General features: G+C 20.8%; 16 protein-coding genes and 2 tRNA genes. 11 read left to right on the top strand and 7 right to left on the bottom strand.

The window, feature by feature from the left end:
- The first annotated feature begins 24 nt into the window (after nt 1-24).
- Together rsmI and metG are read left to right on the top strand one after the other, a co-directional pair.
- A complete protein-coding gene (gene rsmI / locus F1741_RS00185) occupies nt 25-894 on the top strand; it encodes a 16S rRNA (cytidine(1402)-2'-O)-methyltransferase (protein ID WP_152309599.1) in 870 nt (289 codons plus the stop codon).
- Between the two features lie 17 nt (nt 895-911).
- Entirely contained in the window at nt 912-2,474 is a 1,563-nt protein-coding gene (gene metG / locus F1741_RS00180) for a methionine--tRNA ligase (RefSeq protein ID WP_152309598.1), read from the top strand.
- A 90-nt stretch (nt 2,475-2,564) separates the two neighbouring features.
- Here the strand turns inward: metG and F1741_RS00175 are convergent, their stop codons facing one another.
- The 5 genes from F1741_RS00175 to F1741_RS00155 all read right to left on the bottom strand — a co-directional run bounded on the left by F1741_RS00175 (nt 2,565) and on the right by F1741_RS00155 (nt 10,185).
- On the bottom strand, nt 2,565-5,309 hold the full coding sequence (locus F1741_RS00175; RefSeq protein ID WP_152309597.1) for a cation-translocating P-type ATPase: 2,745 nt from the start codon (nt 5,307-5,309) through the stop codon (nt 2,565-2,567).
- Between the two features lie 229 nt (nt 5,310-5,538).
- A complete protein-coding gene (locus tag F1741_RS00170; RefSeq protein WP_152309596.1) occupies nt 5,539-6,912 on the bottom strand; it encodes a hemolysin family protein in 1,374 nt (457 codons plus the stop codon).
- 92 nt (nt 6,913-7,004) lie between these two features.
- Complete coding sequence (proS, locus tag F1741_RS00165; RefSeq protein ID WP_152309595.1) at nt 7,005-8,432, bottom strand: proline--tRNA ligase; 1,428 nt, start codon at nt 8,430-8,432, stop codon at nt 7,005-7,007.
- Nucleotides 8,433-8,456: 24 nt separating this feature from the next.
- Nucleotides 8,457-9,602: a methionine adenosyltransferase gene (metK, locus tag F1741_RS00160; RefSeq protein WP_152309594.1), complete on the bottom strand. Its 1,146-nt coding sequence runs from the start codon at nt 9,600-9,602 to the stop codon at nt 8,457-8,459.
- A 145-nt stretch (nt 9,603-9,747) separates the two neighbouring features.
- Nucleotides 9,748-10,185 carry a cold-shock protein gene (locus F1741_RS00155; RefSeq protein ID WP_152309593.1) on the bottom strand — a complete coding sequence of 146 codons (438 nt, stop codon included), beginning with the start codon at nt 10,183-10,185 and terminating at the stop codon, nt 9,748-9,750.
- 295 nt (nt 10,186-10,480) lie between these two features.
- Here F1741_RS00155 and F1741_RS00150 point away from each other — a divergent pair, with 295 nt between their 5' ends.
- The 5 genes from F1741_RS00150 (at nt 10,481) to F1741_RS00130 (ending at nt 15,360) form a co-directional block, all read left to right on the top strand.
- On the top strand, nt 10,481-10,684 hold the full coding sequence (locus tag F1741_RS00150) for a DDE-type integrase/transposase/recombinase (RefSeq protein WP_338140445.1): 204 nt from the start codon (nt 10,481-10,483) through the stop codon (nt 10,682-10,684).
- Nucleotides 10,685-12,051: 1,367 nt separating this feature from the next.
- Nucleotides 12,052-13,404 carry a pyruvate kinase gene (gene pyk / locus F1741_RS00145; protein ID WP_193310864.1) on the top strand — a complete coding sequence of 451 codons (1,353 nt, stop codon included), beginning with the start codon at nt 12,052-12,054 and terminating at the stop codon, nt 13,402-13,404.
- Nucleotides 13,405-13,491: 87 nt separating this feature from the next.
- A complete protein-coding gene (locus F1741_RS00140; RefSeq protein WP_152309590.1) occupies nt 13,492-14,913 on the top strand; it encodes a 2-hydroxycarboxylate transporter family protein in 1,422 nt (473 codons plus the stop codon).
- A gap of 163 nt (nt 14,914-15,076) precedes the next feature.
- Nucleotides 15,077-15,151, top strand: a tRNA-Thr gene (locus F1741_RS00135).
- 134 nt (nt 15,152-15,285) lie between these two features.
- Nucleotides 15,286-15,360: transfer RNA gene (locus F1741_RS00130), tRNA-Gly, on the top strand.
- Nucleotides 15,361-15,536: 176 nt separating this feature from the next.
- On the opposite strand, the gene rpsO is transcribed toward F1741_RS00130, so the two are convergent.
- Together rpsO and F1741_RS00120 are read right to left on the bottom strand one after the other, a co-directional pair.
- Nucleotides 15,537-15,776 (bottom strand): 30S ribosomal protein S15, encoded by a 240-nt coding sequence (rpsO, locus tag F1741_RS00125; RefSeq protein WP_152309589.1) that lies wholly within the window; start codon nt 15,774-15,776, stop codon nt 15,537-15,539.
- Nucleotides 15,777-16,011: 235 nt separating this feature from the next.
- Nucleotides 16,012-16,347: a cyclic-di-AMP receptor gene (locus F1741_RS00120; RefSeq protein ID WP_152309588.1), complete on the bottom strand. Its 336-nt coding sequence runs from the start codon at nt 16,345-16,347 to the stop codon at nt 16,012-16,014.
- Nucleotides 16,348-16,549: 202 nt separating this feature from the next.
- Here F1741_RS00120 and secA point away from each other — a divergent pair, with 202 nt between their 5' ends.
- The 4 genes from secA to F1741_RS00100 all read left to right on the top strand — a co-directional run bounded on the left by secA (nt 16,550) and on the right by F1741_RS00100 (nt 22,850).
- A complete protein-coding gene (gene secA, locus F1741_RS00115) occupies nt 16,550-19,003 on the top strand; it encodes a preprotein translocase subunit SecA (RefSeq protein ID WP_152309587.1) in 2,454 nt (817 codons plus the stop codon).
- 98 nt (nt 19,004-19,101) lie between these two features.
- Complete coding sequence (gene prfB, locus F1741_RS00110) at nt 19,102-20,211, top strand: peptide chain release factor 2 (protein ID WP_152309586.1); 1,110 nt, start codon at nt 19,102-19,104, stop codon at nt 20,209-20,211.
- A 47-nt stretch (nt 20,212-20,258) separates the two neighbouring features.
- Nucleotides 20,259-20,999, top strand: coding sequence for a YitT family protein (locus F1741_RS00105; RefSeq protein WP_193310863.1), 741 nt, complete (start codon nt 20,259-20,261; stop codon nt 20,997-20,999).
- 117 nt (nt 21,000-21,116) lie between these two features.
- A complete protein-coding gene (locus F1741_RS00100) occupies nt 21,117-22,850 on the top strand; it encodes a nitrilase-related carbon-nitrogen hydrolase (RefSeq protein ID WP_152309584.1) in 1,734 nt (577 codons plus the stop codon).
- Nucleotides 22,851-22,865: the final 15 nt, after the last annotated feature.

Below are 22,865 nucleotides of genomic sequence, written 5' to 3'. Positions count from 1 at the left end.
GAAAGATAAAAAAATTATTTTTTTATGATTATAGTCCAAAAAACTTTTACTATTAAAAAACCTATTTTATATTTAGTATCTACTCCTATTGGTAATATGTCTGATTTAAGTTTTAGAGCATTAGAAATATTAAAAAAAGTAGATTATATTTTAGCAGAAGATACAAGACAATCTCGAAAAATTTTTAATTATTATAATTTTAAAAACAAATTAATTTCTTTATACAAATATAACGAAAAAAAAAATTTAAACAAAATTTTGTTTTTGTTAGAATCTAATAAAAATTTAGCTTTAATTAGCGATGCTGGAACTCCTTTAATAAATGATCCAGGATTTTTTTTGGTAAAAGAAATTAAACAAAAAGGTTTTTATGTTACTTCAATTCCTGGTCCTTCAGCTTTTTTGACTGCTTTTACTGTTTCTTCTTTAAGATTGCCTTTTATATTTTTAGGTTTTTTTCCTCGAGATAAAAAAAATCAAGAAAAATTATTTTTAAATTATATTTTATTTCAAGGAACTATTATTTTTTATGAATCAGCTTTAAGAATAAATAAAACTTTAGTTTTAATTAAAAAAAATTTTCCTTCTAGTAATATTTCTTTATCTCGTGAATTAACAAAAAAATTTGAAACTATTATTAGTGGAGATATAGATTCTGTTTTAAAAGAAAAATTATCTTTAAAAGGAGAATATGTTTTGTTAGTAGAAAATTTTTACAATAAGACGAATTTATATTCAAATTTAAGTTTAGATGATCATATTATGTTTTTTCTTAAAAGAGGTTTTAGCCAAAAAGAATCTTTTAGTAAGGTAGCTAAAGAAAGAAAAATAACAAAAAGAGAAATTTATCGAAGATATAAAATTTTAAAAAAATCTATTAAAGAAAAGTTTTGAGGTTTAAATTTTAAAATATGTTAGATAAAAAAAAAAAATTTTATATTTCTACTTCTATTGTTTATGCTTCTTCTATTCCTCATATTGGTAATATTTATGAAATAATTTTAGCTGATTCTATATCTCGTTTTAAAAAATTAGAAGGTTATAATGTTTATTTTCAAACAGGAACAGATGAACATGGACAAAAAATAGAACAAAAAGCTAAAAAAGAAGGATTAAAAAATCAGGATTATGTTGATAATATTAGCGATAAAATAAAAGAAATTTATAATTTAATGAATATAAAATATGATTATTTTATTAGAACAACGAATCCTATTCATAAACAACATGTTCAGAATATATTTCAAAAATTAATCCAAAATAAAGATATTTATTTAGGAAAATATGAAGGTTGGTATTCTGTTTCTGAAGAAAGTTTTATATCAGAAAAGGATTTGATTAATGGAAAAACACTTAATGGTGAAGTTCCTATTTGGTTTTCGGAAGAAGTTTATTTTTTTAAATTATCCAAATATCAATCCAAATTATTGAATTATTTGGAACAAAGTAATAATTTAATTTTGCCTAGACAAAGAAAACAAGAAATTTTAAACTTATTAAAAGAACCTTTATCTGATTTATCTATTACTAGAACTTCTTTTAAATGGGGAATAAATTTAATATTCGATCCTAAACATATAGTTTACGTTTGGATAGATGCTCTTAGTAATTATATTACTGGTTTTAATTGTTGTTATTTTAAAAACTTTGTTTTAAGAAATAAAAAATTTAATTATTATTGGCCTTGTGATCTACATGTTATAGGTAAAGATATTAGTCGTTTTCATCTAATATATTGGCCTATTTTGTTAATGGCTTTAGATTTGCCTCTACCAAAACAATTTTTAATTCATCCTTGGATTTTATTTAATAATAAAAAAATGTCGAAATCTACTAATAACGTTCTTTATGTAAAAGATTTATTGAATTTTTTTTCTGTTGATGCTATTAGATATTTTGTTTTACATGAAATTCCCTATGTTTCTGATGGTATTATTACTTATGATCTTTTATTAGAAAGATATAATTCTGATTTAGTCAATACAATAGGTAATCTTTTAAGTCGTGTTCTTGGTATGATATCTAATTACAGAAATAATCAATTTAAAAAAGTTTTGAATTTTAATTTTGTTAAAAAAGATAAAAAAAATGATTTATCTTTGAATTCTTTAAAAACTTTCAAATTAGTATGTCATTATATGAAATTATATAAAACATCTGATGCTTTAGAAAAAATTATCGGATTAGCTCGTTTGTGTAATAAATATATTGATCAAACTGAGCCTTGGAAATTATTTAAAAATCCATCTTTGAATGAAAAATTAGATTTTTTTCTTTTTAATTTAGTAGAAACACTACGTTTTATTGGAGTATTATTACAGCCTTTTTTACCAGAAACTTCAAAAAAAATTTTAGAACAAATTAAAGCAGAGGACACTACTTTCGATAGCTTAAAAGAATTTGGTGTTACACAACAAAACAAGGAATTATTTTTAGGTCCTCCTCTTTTTAAACGTTTAAAAAAAATTTTTTAAAAAAAATGATTTAAATAATTTTAAATTTTTTTATAAAAATTTTTTTGAAATAATTCATTTAATTACAATGAATAATTAAAATTTAATTTGTTATTTAATATTTTTTTTAAAATAAAATTTAAATACTTCTACAATTAATAAAGGAATTATCGATAAAATTATAATAATTATTATATCTGTCAAAAATAATGTAGATAATTGAAAATATTTTTTTAAAAAAGGAATAAAAAAAATAAATATTTGTAAAAAAACACTTATGATAAAAAAAACTCTTAAATACTTATTATTTTTTTTTAATTTAAAAATTGATTTTTCTATATTTCTTAAATTAAATGCATGTACTAATTGTGCAAAACATAAAACCATAAAAGCGAAAGTTTGTGCATGTTGCACGCTATTGTTATATTTTTTATAACCAATAAAAGATGCTAAAAAAGTTAAACTACCTATTAATATTCCTTCTGATATAATTTTCCAAATTAAAATTTTGTTTAATAAAGAATTTTTTATTTGTCTTGGTTTTTTTTTCATTAAATTTGATTCTTTAGGTTCAAAACCTAGCGCTATTGCTACTAATGAATCAGTAACTAGATTAATCCATAATATTTGAAGCGAATTTAATATATCAAAATTAAAAGAAAAAAATAATTGTCCTATAAAAGTATTTAAAAGTATAACAAAAATTTCTCCTATATTACAACTAAGTAAAAAAATTATGCTTTTTTTAATATTATTAAATATATTTCTTCCTTCTAAAATTGCTTTTTTTAAAGTAACAAAATTGTCATCTACTAAAATAATATCTGCTGTTTTTTTTGTTATTTCTGTTCCTGTCATACCCATAGCAATACCAACATCAGATGCTTTTATACTAGGAGCATCGTTAATACCATCACCTATCATAGCAACTACATAACCTAATTTTTTATATGATTGAATTATTTTTAATTTATTTTCTGGATTTACTCTGGCATAAATTTTAATTTTTTTTATTTTTTTCATCAATTCTATTTCTTTCAATTCTTCTAATTCTGAACCTGTTATTGTTAAATCTTTTGAAGATTGTAAAATACCCGTTTTTAAACCTATAGTTTTAGCAGTATTTAAATGATCTCCAGTAATCATAATAGGAGTGATAAAAGCTTTTTGAAAATTTTTAATTGTTGTTTTAATTCCTTTTTTTATAGGATCTTCAATAGCTACTGCTCCTAGAAAAACAATATTTTTATCTATAAATTTTAATATTTCGTTTATAGATATATTTTGTTGAAAATTAAAATTTAATTTTTTTAATTTTGCGTAAGCAATACTTAAAACTTTGTATCCTTCTTGTGATAAAATATTGAAATTATTTTCTATTGTTTTATGATTTGAACTGTTTTTGAAAAAAATATTTTTTTCATCTTCTATATAATTAGATAATTTTAATAAAATCTCACAAGCTCCTTTCATTACTAATAAAAATGTATTTGTTTGTTTATAAATAGTAATAGTTATTTTGTTTTCATTATCGAAAGGAAATTCTTTTAATTTGATATTATTCTTTTTAATTATATCTAAATCAATGTTATATGATTTAATGAATTCGATAAAAGATTTATCTACCGGATCTATTATTTTTTTATTTTTTTTTTCGTTTTTTATATATTCATTATTAGATAATACTCCGTAATTGATTAATTTGACTAATTCTGGAATATTTTTTAAAGTTGAAGAAGGATATTTTTCGATTTCCATTATTTTATTATATAAATATATTTTTTTTATTTTCATTTTGTTTTTAGTTAAAGTACCTGTTTTATCAGTACAAATAATATTTACAGAACCTAGTGTTTCTAATGCTTTTAAATTTTTTATAATTGTTTTTTTTTCAGCTATTTTTTTAATTCCTAAAGTTAATATTATAGTAATAATTGATAATAATCCTTCTGGAATTACTGCTACGGCTAAAATAATAGAAGAAGATAACATTTTTTTTATCAAAACAAAGTCTATTTTTCCATAATGTAATTTATGTTTTAATAAGTTTAAAGAAAAGTTAATAATTATAAGAAAAAAAATGATTAAGCTTATTATTCTTGTTAATTCATTAATATTTTTTTCTAAGGGTGTTTTTGTTTTTTTAGTTTCACAAATCAATTTTGCTATTTTACCTATTTGTGTTTTTGATCCTATTTTAATCACTACAGTTTTAGCGTATCCACTAATAACATTAGTGTCCATAAAAGCTGCATTTGGAATTTGTAATAAATCTATTTTTTTTTGTTTATCCAAATCTTTATGATTTTTTTCTACAATTAAATTTTCTCCTGTTAAAATAGACTCGTTTATTTTTAAATTGTTACTCTCAATTATTCTTAAATCAGCTGGAACAATGTCTCCTTGTTCTATAAAAATTATATCACCTGGAACTATTGTTTCTCTTGGAATTAATTTTAATTTATTATCTCTCAAAACTTTGGCATAAAGCCTAGTTTTTTTTTTTATTATTTTTAAAGATTTTTCTTTTTTGATTTCGTACCAAAAACCTAAAATAGCATTACTAAAAATAATGATAAAAATTAAAATACTTTCGAATATTTCTTTTCTATCATTATTTATTAAACCTATTGATAGAGTAAAAATTGATGAAGTGAATAAAATATAAACAAAAAAATCATTAAATTGTTTTAAAAATAATTTAAATAAAGATGTTTGATTTTTATTTTTGATTTTATTTATTCCATATTTTAAAAAATTTTGTTTTGCTTGTTTTGTAGTTAAACCTTTTTTAAAATTTGTTTTTATTTTTTTTTCTAAAAAATCTATATTTATTTTATAAATTGAAAAATCCATGATTTGGGTATTATTTTTTTTATACTTTCTAAATATTTTTTAAAAATATAATTTTAAATTATTAAAATTTAAATTATTAAAATAATAAATATGATTTTTAAATTTATTTTATTTAAAATAAAATAAATAAAAAAAAGAAGTTCTTTTTAATTTTTTAACAAATTATTGAACTTCTTTTTTTTTATAAAGATAAAGATATTTAATTTTATTAGATAATATTTTTTTAATTTTATTTTTTTACTTTTGCTAATGTTAAAATATCATTATTTTTTATTTTAGTAATTTTAACTTTGGTAATAACAAGTCCATTATGTGTTAATCCATCAAATTGCCAATTTTTATATACAATTTTAATTTTTTCATTACTTTCAGGTATTCTTTTTAATTGTCCTAACATAAAACCACTCAAAGTGTCATAATCATCTGTAGGCAAATTGGTTTTTATATTTTCTTCGATTTCATATAAATGAGCTGTACCTTTAGCTATATATTCTTCATCTGAAATTTTTGAAATATCAACATTTTGTTTGTTGTCATATTCATCTTTTATATCGCCTAAAATTTCTTCAATTACGTCTTCTATAGTTACTATACCAGAAGTACCACCATATTCATCAATAACAATAGCAATATGAATTTGTTTTAATTGCATTTCTTTAAATAATTCACTTATGTTTTTAAATTCTAAAACATAATAAGCTTTTCTTATGAAAGTTTTAATATCAAACTCTTTATTTAAAACTACATTATTATTTTCTAAAATATTAATTTTTTGATTATTATTATTTTTTGTATTATTTTTTTTGTTATCTTCATTAATTTTTTTTAACAAATTTTTGAATATATCTTTAACATGTACAATACCTATTATTTTATCTATATTATCTTCGTATACTGGAAATCTAGTATATTTTTCTTTAAAAATAAAATTAATTAATTCTTGTTGTGTTATGTTAGATTTAATAGCTACTATTTCTTTTCTATGACGCATAATCTCTGAAACAACAGTTCCATCAAAATCAAAGATATTTTGTATCATGTTATTTTCTATTCTATTTATGATACCTTTATGATATGAAGAATTAAGTAAAAATCTTAATTCTTCTTCAGCAAATACATCATTTTTTTTATTCTGATCTACGCCTAATATAAATAAAAAAATGTTACTAATTGTATTTAAAAAGATTACAATTGGTTTAATTAAAAAACTTATTAAGTAAAACAAATCTGATAATAAGTAAACAGTTTTTAAAGGTGAAATAAGAGAAATTCTTTTAGGAAGAATTTCTCCAAATATAATTGATAAGAAAATGACAATTAATTGTATTAAGTATTGTTGCCATAATTTCCATGGAGCAATATTATCTTTTAAAATAGAACCTTGAAAGAAAGTAATAATATGGATAACTACTTGAATAACTGATAAAAAAATAGTTGGTTTTTCTTTTATTTTTTTTATTTTTAAAGCTTTAGTTACTCCTTTTTTAATTTCTAGATTAATTCGATTTTCACTTAAAGAAACTAAAGCTATTTCGATAGAAGCGAAAAAAGCATTAAGTAATATTAAAAATGAAATAATTAATATAATGGCGACTGGGTTCACTTTTTTTTTATAACCTCTTTTTTTTAATAAAAATAAACTATGATAATTCTAACATATAATAAAAAAAAAGTCAAAATTATTTTCAATTATATTTAATAAGCTCTTGCAAATAAAATAGTTTGATTAGCTTTTTTTTGAGTTATAGGACAAATTTGATCAACTACTTTTTCAGAAATAATAATTCTAGCAGTAGCACCTGTTTCCATTTTAATTATTTTTTCGGCTTCATCTTTATAAACATTCATTTTAATATAACCTTTTTTTTGATTAAGTATTGTTTTAAATTCTTTATATGTTTTTGCTTCATATATTTTTTTTTCTAGATTATTAAGTGCTTTTTGAAACATTTCATTATTAATTTTTAGTAATAATTCTTTAATTTTTTGGTCTATTTTTTCTATGGATAAAACTATTTTTTTAAAATTATGTCTTATAAAAATTGTTATTTCTTTTTTTTCAATATCTTTTTTACCTATTTCTATTCTTAAAGGTATTCCTTTTAATTCATAATAACTAAATTTCCAACCAATATTTTTTTTTTGTTCATCTAAACATACCTTATATTTTCTTTTTAATTTTTTGTATATATTTTTCGATATTTCTAATATATTTTTATTTTTTATATCTAAAGGAATAATAACTATTTGGATTGGAGCTATAAAAGGAGGCATTACTAATCCTTCATCATCTCCATGAATCATTATTAATGCTCCTATTAGTCTTGTTGAAATTCCCCATGAAGTTTGTTGAACTAATCTTGTTTTTAATTTTTGATCTTGAAATTGAATTTGAAAAGGATTTGAAAATTTTGTACCTAGGAAATGTGATGTAGCTGCTTGTAAAGATTGTCCATCATACATTAAAGTTTCTAGAGAAAAAGTAATTTCAGCTCCTTTAAATTTTTCAGATTCTGTTTTTTTTCCAGAAATAAAAGGTATAGCTAATATTTTTTTACCTAATTTTTTATATAAATTTAATACATATTTTGTTTCTTTTAAAGCTTCTTTTTTTGATGAATGAATAGTGTGTCCTTCTTGCCATAAAAATTCTTTACTTCTTAAGAAAGGTTTATTAGTTTTTTCCCATCTTACCACATTACACCATTGAAAAAATAATTTAGGTAAGTCTCTGTGAGATTTTACTTTTTTAGAATAATATCTAGAAAATAATACTTCTGAAGTAGGTCTAAGAATTAGTTTTTCTTTTAGTTTTTTTTCTCCTACTTTATTAATTATTAAAGATTCAGGAGTAAAACCTTCTATATGATCTTTTTCTTTTTTAAATAAATTTTCAGAAAAAAACAAAGGAAAATAAACATTTTGATGATTTTTTTTTTTTAAATTTTTATTTAAAAAATTTTGAATATTTTCCCATATTTCATAACTATATGGTAAATAAATAAAAAAACCTTTTATATCTGAATATTCAATTAGTTCTGATTTTATACAAACATCTGTATACCATTGACTAAAATCTTTATTACGTGATTTTATTTCTTTTACTAATTTTGGACGATTCATAAATTTTATTCAAATCCTTTTATATTAATATAATAATTCTGAAAAAATTTTTTTTTGATCTATTCTTTCCCAAGCAAATAAGTTATCTTTTCTGCCGAAATGACCTTCTTTAGAGGTAATAGAAAAAATAGGTTTATCCAGATTTAATTTTTTGATAATTCCTTGAGGACTTAAGTCAAAATTTTTTTTAATAATCTGCATTATTAAAAATTCTTCAACTTTACTAGTTTTGAATGTATTTATATATAAATTAGTTGGTTTTTCTAGTCCTATTGCGTAAGAAATTTGAATTTCACATTTACTACAAATACCAGATGCTACAATGTTTTTGGCTAAATATCTTGCCATATATGCTCCACTACGATCTACTTTTGTAGCATCTTTACCACTAAAACATCCTCCTCCATGACGAATTTCACTACCATAAGCATCTTGTATTATTTTTCTACCAGTTAATCCAGTGTCTGCATCAGGACCACCAACTATAAAACTGCCAGAAGGATTTATATACATTTTAGTTTTGGAAGTAATTAATGATTTGTTTATTGTGGTTGTTATAACTTTATTTATAATTTCTTTTTCTAAATATTTTTTTTCAATATTCTTTTCATGTTGACAAGAAATAATAATATTATCTATATATAAAGGTTTATTGTTTTGATCGTAAACTAAAGTTATTTGTGTTTTTCCATCTGGTTTTAAAAAACTTATTTCTTTATTTTCTCTTACTTTTGTTAATTTATCAGATAATTTTTTAGATAAATAAAAACTTAATGGTAAAAAAATCGGAGTTTCATTAGTTGCGAAACCAAACATTGAACCTTGATCTCCTGCTCCTTTTTTTTCTACTACTCTACTGATTTCATCAGACTGCTTTTGAATAAAATTAATTATTTTTATATTCTTAAAATAAAAGTTATCTTCTTTGTTGATATATCCTATTTCTTTAACTGTTTTTTTAACTAAATTTTCAATTTCTTTTTTATTTAGTTTATGTTTAGATTTTATTTCTCCTAAGAGAATAACTTTATTTTTTGTTACTACTGTTTCTATAGCAATTCGAGATTTATTATCATTTAATAGATAAGCATCTAATAAAGTATCTGAAATTTGATCTGCTATTTTATCAGGATGCCCTTTTGTTACTGATTCGGAACTAAATTTTTTCACTTATAGTAACTCCTTAATATATTCTTTAGTTGTAAAAAATAAATTTAAATTATAAAAAAAAGACTTTATAATTTGCAATAAAGTCCTTTTTATTATTAATTTATTTTTATAACAATTATAACAATTGCTTATTTTTACTTATTTTTTATTCTGTTTCTGATATTTCTTCTTGTGTTAATGCTATAACATCAATTGCTTGTGGTTGTTTTTGATTGTCGACAGTTTTATTTGACCAACAAATAACAAACTCTACTTTGTCGCCTTGTTTTAATTTTTTAACAACATAGTTTCTTTGATCATTTTCGTTACTATGAAATGAATTTCTCTGATGCGAATCTGCTTCTGAAAAACTACTCTCTCTTATTATTGAAGTATGATGACAAAAGATATCTTTTGTAACTAAATCTTTTTCACCTTCTGCATTTTTCATCCATTTATCTACTGCGTCTTTATCGCTATCTTTTTGTTCAACATCATGTATTTTTATACATTTTGATTCGTCTTCTACCTTTTGAACTGACGTTATAAAACCGAACCCCTTTGTTGGGTCAAACCATTTTACAGTGCCTCGAAATTTAGTCATGAATTTATTATAAAACTCCTTTTTTTGTAATTAGTCTTGAATAACCTCTTTCATTATATAATATTTTTTTACAAAATCAACAACATTATAATGGAAATTTTATGGACTGTAATATGTTGTCTAATAAGTTCAATTAACGGAGATTATTATATCTTTTTTTGATAAAAGACTTTTTAAAAAGTGGAATTTTAGATTTTTTATTTTTAAAATTATGAAATTATAAGTCACTTAATAATATAAAAACTTTATTTTATATAAAATAGTTTTATTTATTCTATTTAGTTAATTTTAAAATATAACTAAATTAAACAAGTGTTATAAATTTATGTATTTATCAGTAATGATCGATTTTTTTAACCGAGAAGTGTTAGCATATCATGTATCAGATAAACCTGATGTGGAATTAGTACTAGATACTTTAAAAAAATTACCAACTACTCTTAATAATTGTTTAATTCATTCTGATAAAGGTACTCAATATGTAAATAACGTTTTATAACAAACCATGAAAGAAAAAAAAATTCAACATAGTTTTAGTGAGAAAGGCTCACCTACTCAAAATTAAGAAGTCTTAAAAATGTTTTTTTAAAAGGATATATTTGATTAGTAAAAAAACCAGCTATTGCTATTAAAGTTGGTTTTTTTACTTTACTTAATATTATCTATATTTATATTTCTTTAAATTTTCTTTTTAATTTTGTCGATATCAAAAAAACAATAAAAAAAATAGCAGGCAAAAAAACATAAATAATATAGAAAAACTTAAACAAAAATAAATAATTATGTCCAAAAATGAAAATATATAATTTTGATAAAAACGGATATAAAGTGATTGAGATTAAACAAGTTTCAATAGCGGGAAACCAATGAATAAAATATTTCTTTTCTGTTTTATTAATATTAGCCTTTCTATTTTTATTCTTTAAAAAAACATATTTTATATTCTTTCTTCAAATAACAATAATAATAAGGTCTTAAAAAATATTTATAAATTCTCACAATACTAAATAAGAATAAAAAGAATTCACAAAAATTAACAAAATAATTAATAAATGCTTCAAACATAATAAACTCTCATAATACCTTTCTTTCAAATTATATTCACTTTATAATAACTTTTTTTTAAAAAAGTTCACTATCTTTTTATGTTGACTTTTTTTCTTTTTAGTTATACTACCAGTAGTTAATAAATAAGTTGACTTAGATTACTAAAAATTAAAAGAGTTATTTCTTTTATTTTTTAGTCAAAAAACAACTTTTTATTGGTCTCGTTTTTTTATGGTTAACATCAAACTTATTATTTACACTTTAATTTAGTAATAAATATTTTAAGTGTGTATATATAGAAGTTAATATTGAATAAAATTAGTGAAAAAAATTTAAAAATGATGAAAATATTGAAAAAAAAATTAAAAAATAAACTTTAAGCTTAAAAAAATAATTAATAGATATAACCCTTTGACTCTTTTGAATGTTTTTTTATATTTTTACTAACCTTAATTTAAAATAAAAATTATTATAGTATTAAACTTTTCGTTAAACAATTATTTTAAATAAAAAAATTTAAAATATAGTAATAAATTTTATTTTTGTCTTTTTTATTTTTTTTAATTTTTTTTAAGTTCATAATTTTATATGATCAATTATTTTAGTTAATGATTATTCAAGATTTATATTATTTTAATTATTAAAAATAAATGAAGTTAAAAGTAAATAATTATATTTATTGTTATTTAGTATTTATAATATTATTTGGTGAGTTTATTAGTTATATTATTTTATTATTTATATTGTGATTTATAATTTATATTGTTTATTATTTTTTTAAATTTTTAAATTTTGAAAGGATATTATTAAATAATATTTATGAATAAAACCAAAATTATTTGTACTATAGGTCCTTCAACCTATAACGAAGAAATTTTAGAAAAAATGATAAATTCAGGTTTGAATATTGCTAGATTTAATTTTTCACATGCTGATTATGATAAAACAAAAAATATTTTGAATATCATTAAATCTTTAAATCAAAAATTAAAAACTAGTGTTGCTAATTTATTAGATACTAAAGGTCCTGAAATTAGAACTCATGATTTTGATGGTGAGGTAACTATTGAACAAGATTCATTAGTCAAGATTGCTTCTTATAAAGTATTAGGTAATAAGGATATTTTTTCTGTTACTTATCCTAATTTTTATGAAGAGTTAAATATAGGAAATATTATTTATTTAGATGATGGTTTTTTAAAATTAGAAGTAATTGATAAAAAAAATGGAGAATTAATTACTAAAGCTAAAAATACTCATATAGTTAAATCTCGTAGAGGTATTAATGTTCCTAATGTTGATTTAAAAATGAATTTTATTTCTGATAAAGACTACAAGGATATTGTTTTTGCTATTGAGAATGATTATGATTATATCGCGGCTTCTTTTACTAGAACAGCTCAAGATATAATAGATATTAAAAATATTTTAAATAATTACAAAAATAGTAAGATTAAAATTATTGCTAAAATAGAAAATCAGTCTGGTATTGACAATATAGATAAAATTATAGAAGTTGCTGATGGTGTTATGGTTGCTAGAGGAGATTTAGGAATCGAAATAAAAGATGTAACTGTTCCTTTGTATCAAAGCATTATTATTCAGAAATGTTTGGTTAAGGGAAAACCTGTAATTGTTGCTACTCAAATGTTAGAATCAATGCAAAAAAATTCAAGACCTACTAAAGCTGAAATTTCAGATGTTTTTAATGCTGTTAGAGAAGGTACAAGTGCTACTATGCTTTCAGGCGAATCAGCTTCAGGTTTTTATCCAATTGAATCTACTGAATATATGAAAAAAATTAATAATAATGCTGAAAAAACATTAAATTATGAATTTTTTTCAAAAATATATAATCCTCAAAATTTTAGAGAAAGTTTACTATTAAATGCAGTTCAAATGTCTTTAAATTTGCCTATTGCAGCTATAGTGGTTTATAATTTTGAAGATGCATATAATATTTCTAAATTTCATCCTTCTGTTCCTGTTTTTGCTTTTGTTTCTAATTTAAAAGAATCAAGATTATTATCTTTAAATTTTAGTATTTATCCTATACTAGAAAAAAGCGAATTAGATTATAATGTTCAAATTTTAATTAAAAATAATATGGATGTTAATAATTTAATTTTAGTAAAAGATAATAATTTAGAAGTTAAAAAAATTGAATTTTGAAGACATATCTTTTTTTATATTTTTGTTTATTTAATAAAAAAAATAAGAATATAAAATATTAAATAAGAGGAGATTATCAATATTTTTATGGTTAATAAAAACAAAGTCATTAAATTTTTTAAAGAAAAGAGAATTTTTGGTTTTCAAACTTATGTATTTTTTCTTTTCGCTCTTATGGGAATTTTGAATATTTTTTATATAACTCAAAACCCTTCATTAATAAAATCATTATGGCATCCTTTAATAACTCCTTTATTTATTATGATGTTATTGGGTATATTTTGTGATTTTGTCGGAAAAAATATACCTATATTGAATAAGTTTGGTCTTGGTTTTTTATTGTGTATTTTATTACCTTCTTTTTTGGTATATAAAAAAATTATAAGTCCGGATATAGCATATTATTTTGATAAACTTTTTTTTAATAAAACTTCTGTTTCTAATTCGAATGATGGAATAGGAATTAATTTCTCGCAGTTTTTTATCACAATAGTTATATCTGGTAGTATTTTGAGTGTTGATAGAGATTTATTAAAAAGGTCTATTTTTAAATTTATTCCTTTGACTTTAATTTCTGTTTTTTTATCTATTTTGATAACAGGTTTTTTAGGAAAATTATTATCTTATCAATGTCCTGATATATTTAAGGACAAATCAAAAGGTTCTTTTTTTGATTCAATTTTTTTTGTTTTAGTTCCTTTAACAAATGGAGGAACCAATTTAGGAATTAATGGATTTGCTAATGGAATTTATTTAGATTTTTTCAAAAAAGATGCTTCTTCAATAAGAACAGCTATATTAGCTCCTTTAGTGTTAGCTAGAGTTTTAAGCATATTTTTATCTGGTATTTTATTTGTTATGTTTGATAAAACTATTTTTAGTGGTAAAGGTTCTTTAGAAAAAAAACAGAAACAAATGTCATTTTCTGATAATAATAAAAATGCTAAAAAAAGTATTTTAGAATACCAAAATATTGGTATGGGTATGTTAATAATATTTGCTTTTTATTCAGTCGGTAATGTAATAAATACGTTTTTTGCGAGTAAATTTTCTTTTAAATTGGATGCAATGGTTTATGTTATATTATTGTTATTGATAGTTAAGATTTTTCATTTAATGTCTGATAAAAATCAAATTTTTGTTTCTCAGACCGGACAGTTTATGATGACTAATTTTACTGCTCCTGTTTTAGCAGGTTTAGGTTTAACTACTAATTTTAGTGAGTTAATTAAATGTATAACTAACAGAAATATTTTATTAATGGTTTCTTTTTCTTTAATACTAGTAGTTTTAATTACTTTTTTATTATCAAGTTTTTTTGGTTTTTATCCTTTAGAAGCCGCTTTAACAGCTGGAATTTGTTCTCATAGTATAGGAGGAACAGGAAATATAGGGGTAATGGCGATTAGTAATAGAATGGATTTATTACCTTTTGCTACTATTGCTACTAGAGTAGTAGGTCCTATTATTTTCTCTTTAGCTTCTATAAGTTTTAGCTATATTTATTAAAAAAAATAATATAATATTAAAATAATATAAAGAATAAAAGAAATAATTAGTAAACAAATTATAAATTATAATATAAGTGATTAGGTAATAAAATGATTTTCATTTTTTTAAAATTTAAAATTGAAAATATTTAAAAATTACCTAATCTATAATTTAAAAAAAAGCCCTTATAGTTTAATGATTAGAACATATCGATGGTAATGATAAGATACAAGTTTGATTCTTGTTAAGGGCACCATTTATGAATTTTTTATTTTTTTATTAAATAAATATTTTTTCATATTAATTTAGTTAAAAATATTATAAAATAAGTATGTAATTTTTTTTATGGTTCAATACTTTTTATTATATATTTATTTTTTTTACATTTTTGTGGACGTAGTATAATGGTCATTATGTGTGCTTGCCAAGCATAAGATGGGGGTTCGATTCCCCTCGTTCACTCCAAAAAAAAATTCTTCAATATTATTGAAGAAGATGATTTTTAATATCTTTAAAAATATTAAAAATTTATAGTAAAAAAAATTAATAAAAAAAAATAAAATTTTAAAATATTATATTATATACGTTATATATTGAAGAATTAATTAATATATAAAATTTTATTTTTAAGTATTTTTTTATTATTTCGTTTTGTTTTTATTTTGATTATATAAATACTTTATTAAAGTATTTTTTTTTTTATTTTTAGTTAGTAATCCTCTTTTTGAATGAAAATCAGAAGGATGTTTTTTTAAATGTTTATTTAATTCTTCTATTTCATGAGTAAGCAAAGCTATTTGCACTTGACAACAACCTGTATCATTTTCTTTTGTAGAATTTTCTCTTATAATTTTTTTTTTTTGTTCTTTAGTTAAAACCATGATTTATTTATATCTCCTTTGTTGTTTTTTAATAATTGTTATTATATAACAGTTTTTATATCTAGATAATTTATTATAATTTTTTTGATTTTTTTGTTAAGAAATAATTTTTATTCTAATTTTAATTCTACTTAATTTTTATAAATATAATACTATTAAGTAATTTATTTATCTTAATGTTTTTTTATTTATATAAGTTCAAATTCAATTTTATTCAAATTTGTTTCTAATTAATTTAAAATTTAATAAATTTTTCTATATCTATCACAAAAACAATAGCTCCTCCTACAGATATTTCAGAAGGAAGAGAATAATAAGCGCTAAATTCATTAAAAATGTGATTCGGAATTAATTGATTTTTAGTTTTTGAATATTTTTTTATTATATCTAATGCTTTTTCTAATTTATTTTCATCTAATCCAATTATAAAAGTATCGTTATTTTCTTGTAAAAAACCTCCTTTAGTTGATAATCTTGTGTTTGAAATACATTCTTTATTCAAATTTTTTTGTACTAGATTTGCATCTTCATTAGAAACAATAGCTAAAATTAATTTTTTTTTATTATTCATTATATTCATATTATATAATATTTAATCTGAATGAGTTAAAATATTTTCATATTATTTAAAATTTTTTACTATATAATGAATTTTATTACTAATTCATAATTTAAATAAAATTAGTATATTAATTAATATGTTATAATTATTAGAAAAGATTTTAAAATTTCAAAAATTATAGTTTTTAATTTTTTTATAGAAAGGTTAAATCATGAAATTTAATTTTTTAAAAACAACTTTTGCTTTTTTCAAAAATTTTTTTAATTCTTCTAATCGTTATTTAAAAAAAATAAAAAAAACAGCAAAAAAAATAGAAAATTTAAGCCAAGAATATAAAAAAATGAAAAACGAACAATTTGTTCAAAAAACTAAAGAATTAAAAAAACTTTTTCAAGAGGGTTATAGTTTAGATTCTTTGTTAGTAGAATCTTTTGCTTTAGCGAAAGAGGCTTCCAGAAGAGTAACTGGTTTAGATCCTTATTACGTTCAAATTTTAGGAGCTATTGTTTTACATAAAGGTCTAATTGCTGAAATGAAAACAGGCGAAGGAAAAACTTTAACTTCAGTTATGCCTGCTTATTTAAATGCTTTAAGTGGAAAGAGTGTACATATTGTTACTGTTAATGAATATTTAGCTCAAAGAGAAGCGAAAGGTTCTATAGGTGATATTTTTCGTTTTTTAGGATTGACAGTAGGTTTAAATATTAAGAATAGTACTATTGAAGAAAAACAAAAAGCTTATAATTGCGATATTCTTTATACTACTAATAGTGAAATAGGATTTGATTATTTAAGAGATAATATAGAAACCCAAGAATGTAATTTATTAATGAGAAGAGATTATGATTATGTTATTATCGATGAAGTAGATTCTATTTTGATAGATGAAGCAAGAACTCCTTTAATAATTTCAAGTTATGCTAAAAAAGAAAAAAGATTTTATATTGATGCAAATCGTTTTGCCAAAGTTTTAAAACCAAATCATTATATTATTGATTTAGAGTCAGATACTATTGAATTAACTGAAGAAGGAATAAAAAAAGGTGAAGATTTTTTTAGAATTCCTAACTTATATGATAGTAATAATATTATTTTATTACATTGTATAAAGAACGCTTTAAAAGCTAATTTTATAATGGAAAAAAACAAGGATTATTTAGTTTCTAATAATCAGATTTTAATTATAGACCAATTTACAGGAAGAATTTTAGAAGGAAGACAATTTAGTGATGGATTACATCAAGCTTTAGAAGCTAAAGAAAGATGCGTTATTAAAGAAGAAACTGAAATTGCTGCTACTATTACTTATCAAAATTTTTTCAGAATTTATAAAAAAATTTCAGGAATGACTGGTACAGCTAAAACAGAAGAAAAAGAATTCCAAGACATATACAAAATGAAAGTTATAGAAATTCCTACTAATAAATTAATGATTAGAAAAGATGCTCCAGATTTTATTTTTTCGACTCTTAAAGAAAAATGGGATTCTTTAATCAAAGAGGTTGAAAAAAGACATGAAAAAAGACAACCAATTTTAATTGGTACTATTACTGTAGAAGTATCAGAACAAATATCCAAAATTTTGAAAAAAAAAAGAATTCCTCATGAAGTTTTAAATGCTAAAAATAATTATAAAGAAGCTGAAATAATAGCAAAAGCAGGTTTAAAAGGTTCTATAACTATAGCTACTAATATGGCAGGACGTGGTACTGATATTAAACTAGGAGAAGGAGTAGCAGAATTAGGAGGATTAGCTGTTTTAGGAACGGAAAGACATGAAGCCAGAAGAATAGATAATCAACTAAGAGGTAGAGCTGGTAGACAAGGAGATCCGGGTTTTTCACGTTTTTTTGTTTCTGGAGAGGATGATTTAGCTAGAAAATTTGGCGGTAATAGAATTCAAAAATTAATTGTTTTATTAAAAAAATCTAAAGAAAAAAAAGAAAATATTTCTTCTAGTTTTTTTACAAATTTTTTTACTAATTTGCAAAAAAAAATTGAATTTTCTAATTTTGAACAAAGAAAATTTATTTTACAATTTGATTCTGTTTTAGGTTTGCAAAGAGAAATTATTTATAAACAAAGAAGAGAAATTTTAACTTCTAATGATGTTGAAAAAATATTATTAATTTTAATAAATAAAAATTTAGATAAAGAAATAGATTACTTTTTAAGTTACAAAATTAAAGTAAAAAATAGTGAAAATTTAATTAAGTTTATTGATTATTTCGAAAATTTATTTTTTCCTCAAAATACTTTTTCTTTGAAAGAGTTAGAATTGATCGGTCATTTAAGTAATAACGTATTCAGAGAAAAAGTTAAAGAAATATTCAAGAAAAAAATAGAAAAAATTTTAATTGAACAAAAACAAAATTTAAAAAATAATTTTTTAGAAAATTCTTTTTCAGATATTATAAAAAAAATCATATTACAAAATGTAGATATTCATTTTAAACGTCATATTTTAGATATGAATATTTTACGTAAAAGTATGAATTTTGTCAGTTACGGTCAACAAAATTCTTTAGTTGTTTATCAACGCGAAGGTCAAAAATTTTTTAATAAAATGATAGATAATATCGCTTTCGATATTACACGTATTATTCTAAAATTTTCCCCTTTAATGAATAATAAATTCTCCAAATTGTTTATTAAAAAAAAATAAAAAAATTTAGAACTTTCCGAAATGAATAATAAAAAAAACGAAATGTTTAAAAACTTGTTATTGATTTTTTATTTTTTTTCAAAGAAAGGAAATAAAAAATGGAAAAATATGAAATTAATAAAATTATAGATAATTTAAGTATAATTTTATCAGTTTTAAAATCAAAATTAGATATAGAAAAACAAAAAAAAGAAATAGAGAATTTAAACGAATTAATGTTAAAACCTTCTTTTTGGAAAAGTAATCCGAGAGATATTAGCAAAATAACTCAGAAATTTGCTCAAATACAAAATAGATTAAAAAAATTTACTGATTTGCAAAATAAATATAATGAATTAAAATTTTTATTAAATGAAAATGAAGATAAAAACGATTATTTTTTTGATTTTATTGAAGAATTAAAATTACTCAATAAGGAAATTAAAGAATTTGAAATTGAAATAATTTTAAATCAGCCTTATGATGAGAATAATGCTATTTTAATTTTGCATTCTGGTGCTGGCGGTACCGAATCTCAAGATTGGTGCGAAATGTTATTTAGAATGTATCAAAAATATTCTCAAAAAAAGAATTTTAAAGTGCAAGTTATACATATTCAAGAAGGAGAAGAAGCAGGCTTAAAAAGCGTAACTTTATTGATTAAAGGTTTATATGCTTATGGTTATTTAAAAGCCGAAAGAGGAATACATAGATTAGTAAGAATTTCTCCTTTTGATTCTAACTCTAGAAGACATACCTCTTTTGCTTCTTGTGAAGTTTTACCAGAAATAAATGAAGAGATAAAAATTAATATTAAAGATGAAGAATTAAGGGTTGATGTTTTTAGAAGTAGCGGAGCTGGAGGTCAACATGTTAATACTACTGATTCAGCTGTCAGAATTACTCATTTGCCTTCTAATATAGTTGTGACTTGTCAAAACGAAAGAAGTCAAATCAAAAATAAAGAAAAAGCTTTACAAATTTTAAAAACTAAATTATTACAATTAGCTTTAGATGAGCAAAAAGAAAATGAAAAAGTATTTAAGAAAGGACAAAAAGACATTAGTTGGGGTTCTCAGATAAGAAGTTATATTTTTCATCCTTATCAAATGGTTAAAGACCATCGAACTAATTTTGAAGTTTCACAGATAAATTTAGTAATGGATGGATATTTTTTAGATGATTTTATTAATGCTTTTTTAATAAAAGAAAATGATATTTCTAACTAATAATAATTTAATTAAATTTAAATTTAGTCTTTTATATGTTTACGATAATGAAAAGTAAAAATATTAAAAAATGGTTGTTTCTTATTATTAACGATATTTTATTAGCTTTATGTATTTATTTTTTTACTTTAGGTGTTAGATTAAATACTGGAGGAATTGATGGTTTGTCTGTTATGACTACTCAGATTTTTCAATTATTTAATTTGCAAATGGATAATGATACAAAAGAATTTATTATTATATTTTTGATGATTTTTTATAATTTATTATCTTTAGTTATAGGATATAAATTTTTTGGTCATGATTTTTTAATCAAAACTATTATTTTATTTTTAATTTTACATATAAGTCTTTGTTTTTTTATTTTGATTTTTGGAGCTGCTGAAAACAATTTACTATTAAGAATTTTGTTTAGAGATAATTTTTTAATAAAAATGTTTTTTTCTTCTTTATTAAGTGGATTTTTTATAGGCTTAACTTTAAGTAATATTATAAAAATGGGTTATACTACTGGAGGAATGGATATTTTTCAAAAGATTCTTAAAGATTTTTATAAAATAAATTTTATTATAATTTTATTTTTAACTGATGGTATTGTAATATTTTTTTCTTCTTTTTTTGAAAGTATAATAACAAAATTTCAAAGTAATAGTTTTAATTTTATTTCTTTTTTATCAGATTTAATAATTAGATTATTTTGTTCTTTTTTATCTATTTTTATTATTGGTTATGTTATAGAAAAAAACCTTTTATTTTTTAATAAATATAAAAAAATTAAAAAATATTGAAAAAAATATTTTTTATTTATATTTTTTGATATTTTATGAATTTTTTTCGTATTAATAATTTTATTAAGATTACTTAAATGACTTATATTTTAATATTAGAAGGGATATTATCCATTAATGTATCAAAATGGTTCAGTTAAAATAGAGTTATCTAGTCCTAGATTATATATCGCTAATCCTTTTAGAAATGCCCAAAATATTATACAAATACTTAATCAGAGTAAAGCAAGTTTTGTTTTATTTGCTGAATTATGTTTAAGCAGTTACACTGCTGGAGATTTATTTTTTGAAAATAATTTTTTACAAGAAAATTTAAAAGCTTTAAAATTCATTATTAATAATAATAATTTTGAAGGAGTTTATTTTATTGGAATGCCTTTTTGTTTAGAAGGGTTGATATATAATGTTGCAGTTGTTGTACAGGGACCAAAGATTTTAGGAATTGTTCCTAAACATACTATTCCAAATTATAAAGAATTTAGTGAAAAAAGATGGTTTCAATCTGGTAAATTTGTTCAAAATAAATTAGTTGATTTTTTAGAACAAAAAGTTCCTTTTGGTAATATTTTATTTATTAATAAAAAATTTGACATTATATTTGGTGTGGAAATTTGTCAAGATTTATGGACAATCGAATCTCCTAGTGATTTGTTATCATTAAATGGGGCTCATTTAATATTTAACTTATCAGCTTCAACAGAACATATAGGTAAATCTCAATTAAGAAAAACAGCTGTTTTGGATCATTCTAGAAAACAAATCGGAGGTTATTTTTATACTAGTAGTGGTATTAGCGAAACTACTACAGATACTCTTTTTTCTAATCATAAAATAGCAGCTTGTTTAGGAGAAATTATTGGAGAAAAAGATCTTTTTAATCAAGATATCAGTTTATTAGTAGATGTTTTTGTTGATGTTATTAAATATCAGAGGAGAATAGATACAACATATGGTGATCAAAAAATAGGAAAAGAAAGTTTTTTTTTGAAATCTTATTTCAATTTAAAAGAAGTTAATAATTATTATTTTGAGAAAAAATTTCACCAAAAACCTTTTATTTCTGAATCTAATTTGGAAGAAGATTTAAAAATTTCTAGCGCTATTCAATTTTTTTCTTTACAAAGTAGATTATCTAAAATTTCTGAAGTTGAAGTTATTTTATATATGGATGAAGAACTAAATGTTTTTTTAACATTATTAATAGTAATGAATTTTTTTATACAAAAAAAACCAAAAAAACAAAAATTAATTATTTTTTTGAATTCTGAAATTTTTTTAGATAAGGAATTATTCATTTTATTAAAAAAATTTTTAGATAAAAAAGGAATTGAAGTTATTTTAAATAATTTTTTTATCAAAAAAGATAAAAACAAAAAAATTTTATGTTTAGAAAGTTATAATTTATCTAATATCGCTATAGGTCAAATAAATAATAATAATTATTGTCATGAATTTTCATATAATTTAAATATAGGTATTTCTAATACTTTTATGGTAGAATTAATTTTATTTTATTTACGAAATGATATATTAGAAATAGATCTTGATTTAAAACAAATATATTTAGACAAATTAAATAATTTTTTAACTATTGATTTAATTATTGATGATTTTATTTTGTATCATTATTTAAAACATAATTTCAGTATAATAAAAATAGCTTTTTTAATAGAAAAAGTATTTTTGTTTGATAAAGAAAAAAGTTTGAATAAAGTAAAAACATATATGAGCAATTTTTTTAAATATCAATATAAAAGACAAAAAATAGTTTCGGGTCCTAAAATTTTTGAGTATAGTCTTTCTAGCAGAACAGAATTAAAATTACCTATTTTTATACAAAGACAAAAATAAAAAAAATTAAAGGAG

Source organism: 'Cynodon dactylon' phytoplasma, assembly GCF_009268075.1.
Classification (GTDB): Bacteria; Bacillota_I; Bacilli_A; order Acholeplasmatales; family Acholeplasmataceae; genus Phytoplasma; species Phytoplasma cynodontis.
This window is presented reverse-complemented; position numbering and strand designations above follow the sequence as displayed.

Coding starts and splice junctions, on each gene's coding strand:
- F1741_RS00140 (WP_152309590.1), top strand. CDS start 13,492: ATGGTTAATAAAAACAAAGTCATTAAATTTTTTAAAGAAAAGAGAATT.
- F1741_RS00120 (WP_152309588.1), bottom strand. CDS start 16,347: ATGAATAATAAAAAAAAATTAATTTTAGCTATTGTTTCTAATGAAGAT.
- proS (WP_152309595.1), bottom strand. CDS start 8,432: ATGAATCGTCCAAAATTAGTAAAAGAAATAAAATCACGTAATAAAGAT.
- rpsO (WP_152309589.1), bottom strand. CDS start 15,776: ATGGTTTTAACTAAAGAACAAAAAAAAAAAATTATAAGAGAAAATTCT.
- F1741_RS00175 (WP_152309597.1), bottom strand. CDS start 5,309: ATGGATTTTTCAATTTATAAAATAAATATAGATTTTTTAGAAAAAAAA.
- metG (WP_152309598.1), top strand. CDS start 912: ATGTTAGATAAAAAAAAAAAATTTTATATTTCTACTTCTATTGTTTAT.
- secA (WP_152309587.1), top strand. CDS start 16,550: ATGAAATTTAATTTTTTAAAAACAACTTTTGCTTTTTTCAAAAATTTT.
- F1741_RS00155 (WP_152309593.1), bottom strand. CDS start 10,185: ATGACTAAATTTCGAGGCACTGTAAAATGGTTTGACCCAACAAAGGGG.
- F1741_RS00100 (WP_152309584.1), top strand. CDS start 21,117: ATGTATCAAAATGGTTCAGTTAAAATAGAGTTATCTAGTCCTAGATTA.
- pyk (WP_193310864.1), top strand. CDS start 12,052: ATGAATAAAACCAAAATTATTTGTACTATAGGTCCTTCAACCTATAAC.
- prfB (WP_152309586.1), top strand. CDS start 19,102: ATGGAAAAATATGAAATTAATAAAATTATAGATAATTTAAGTATAATT.
- F1741_RS00105 (WP_193310863.1), top strand. CDS start 20,259: ATGAAAAGTAAAAATATTAAAAAATGGTTGTTTCTTATTATTAACGAT.
- rsmI (WP_152309599.1), top strand. CDS start 25: ATGATTATAGTCCAAAAAACTTTTACTATTAAAAAACCTATTTTATAT.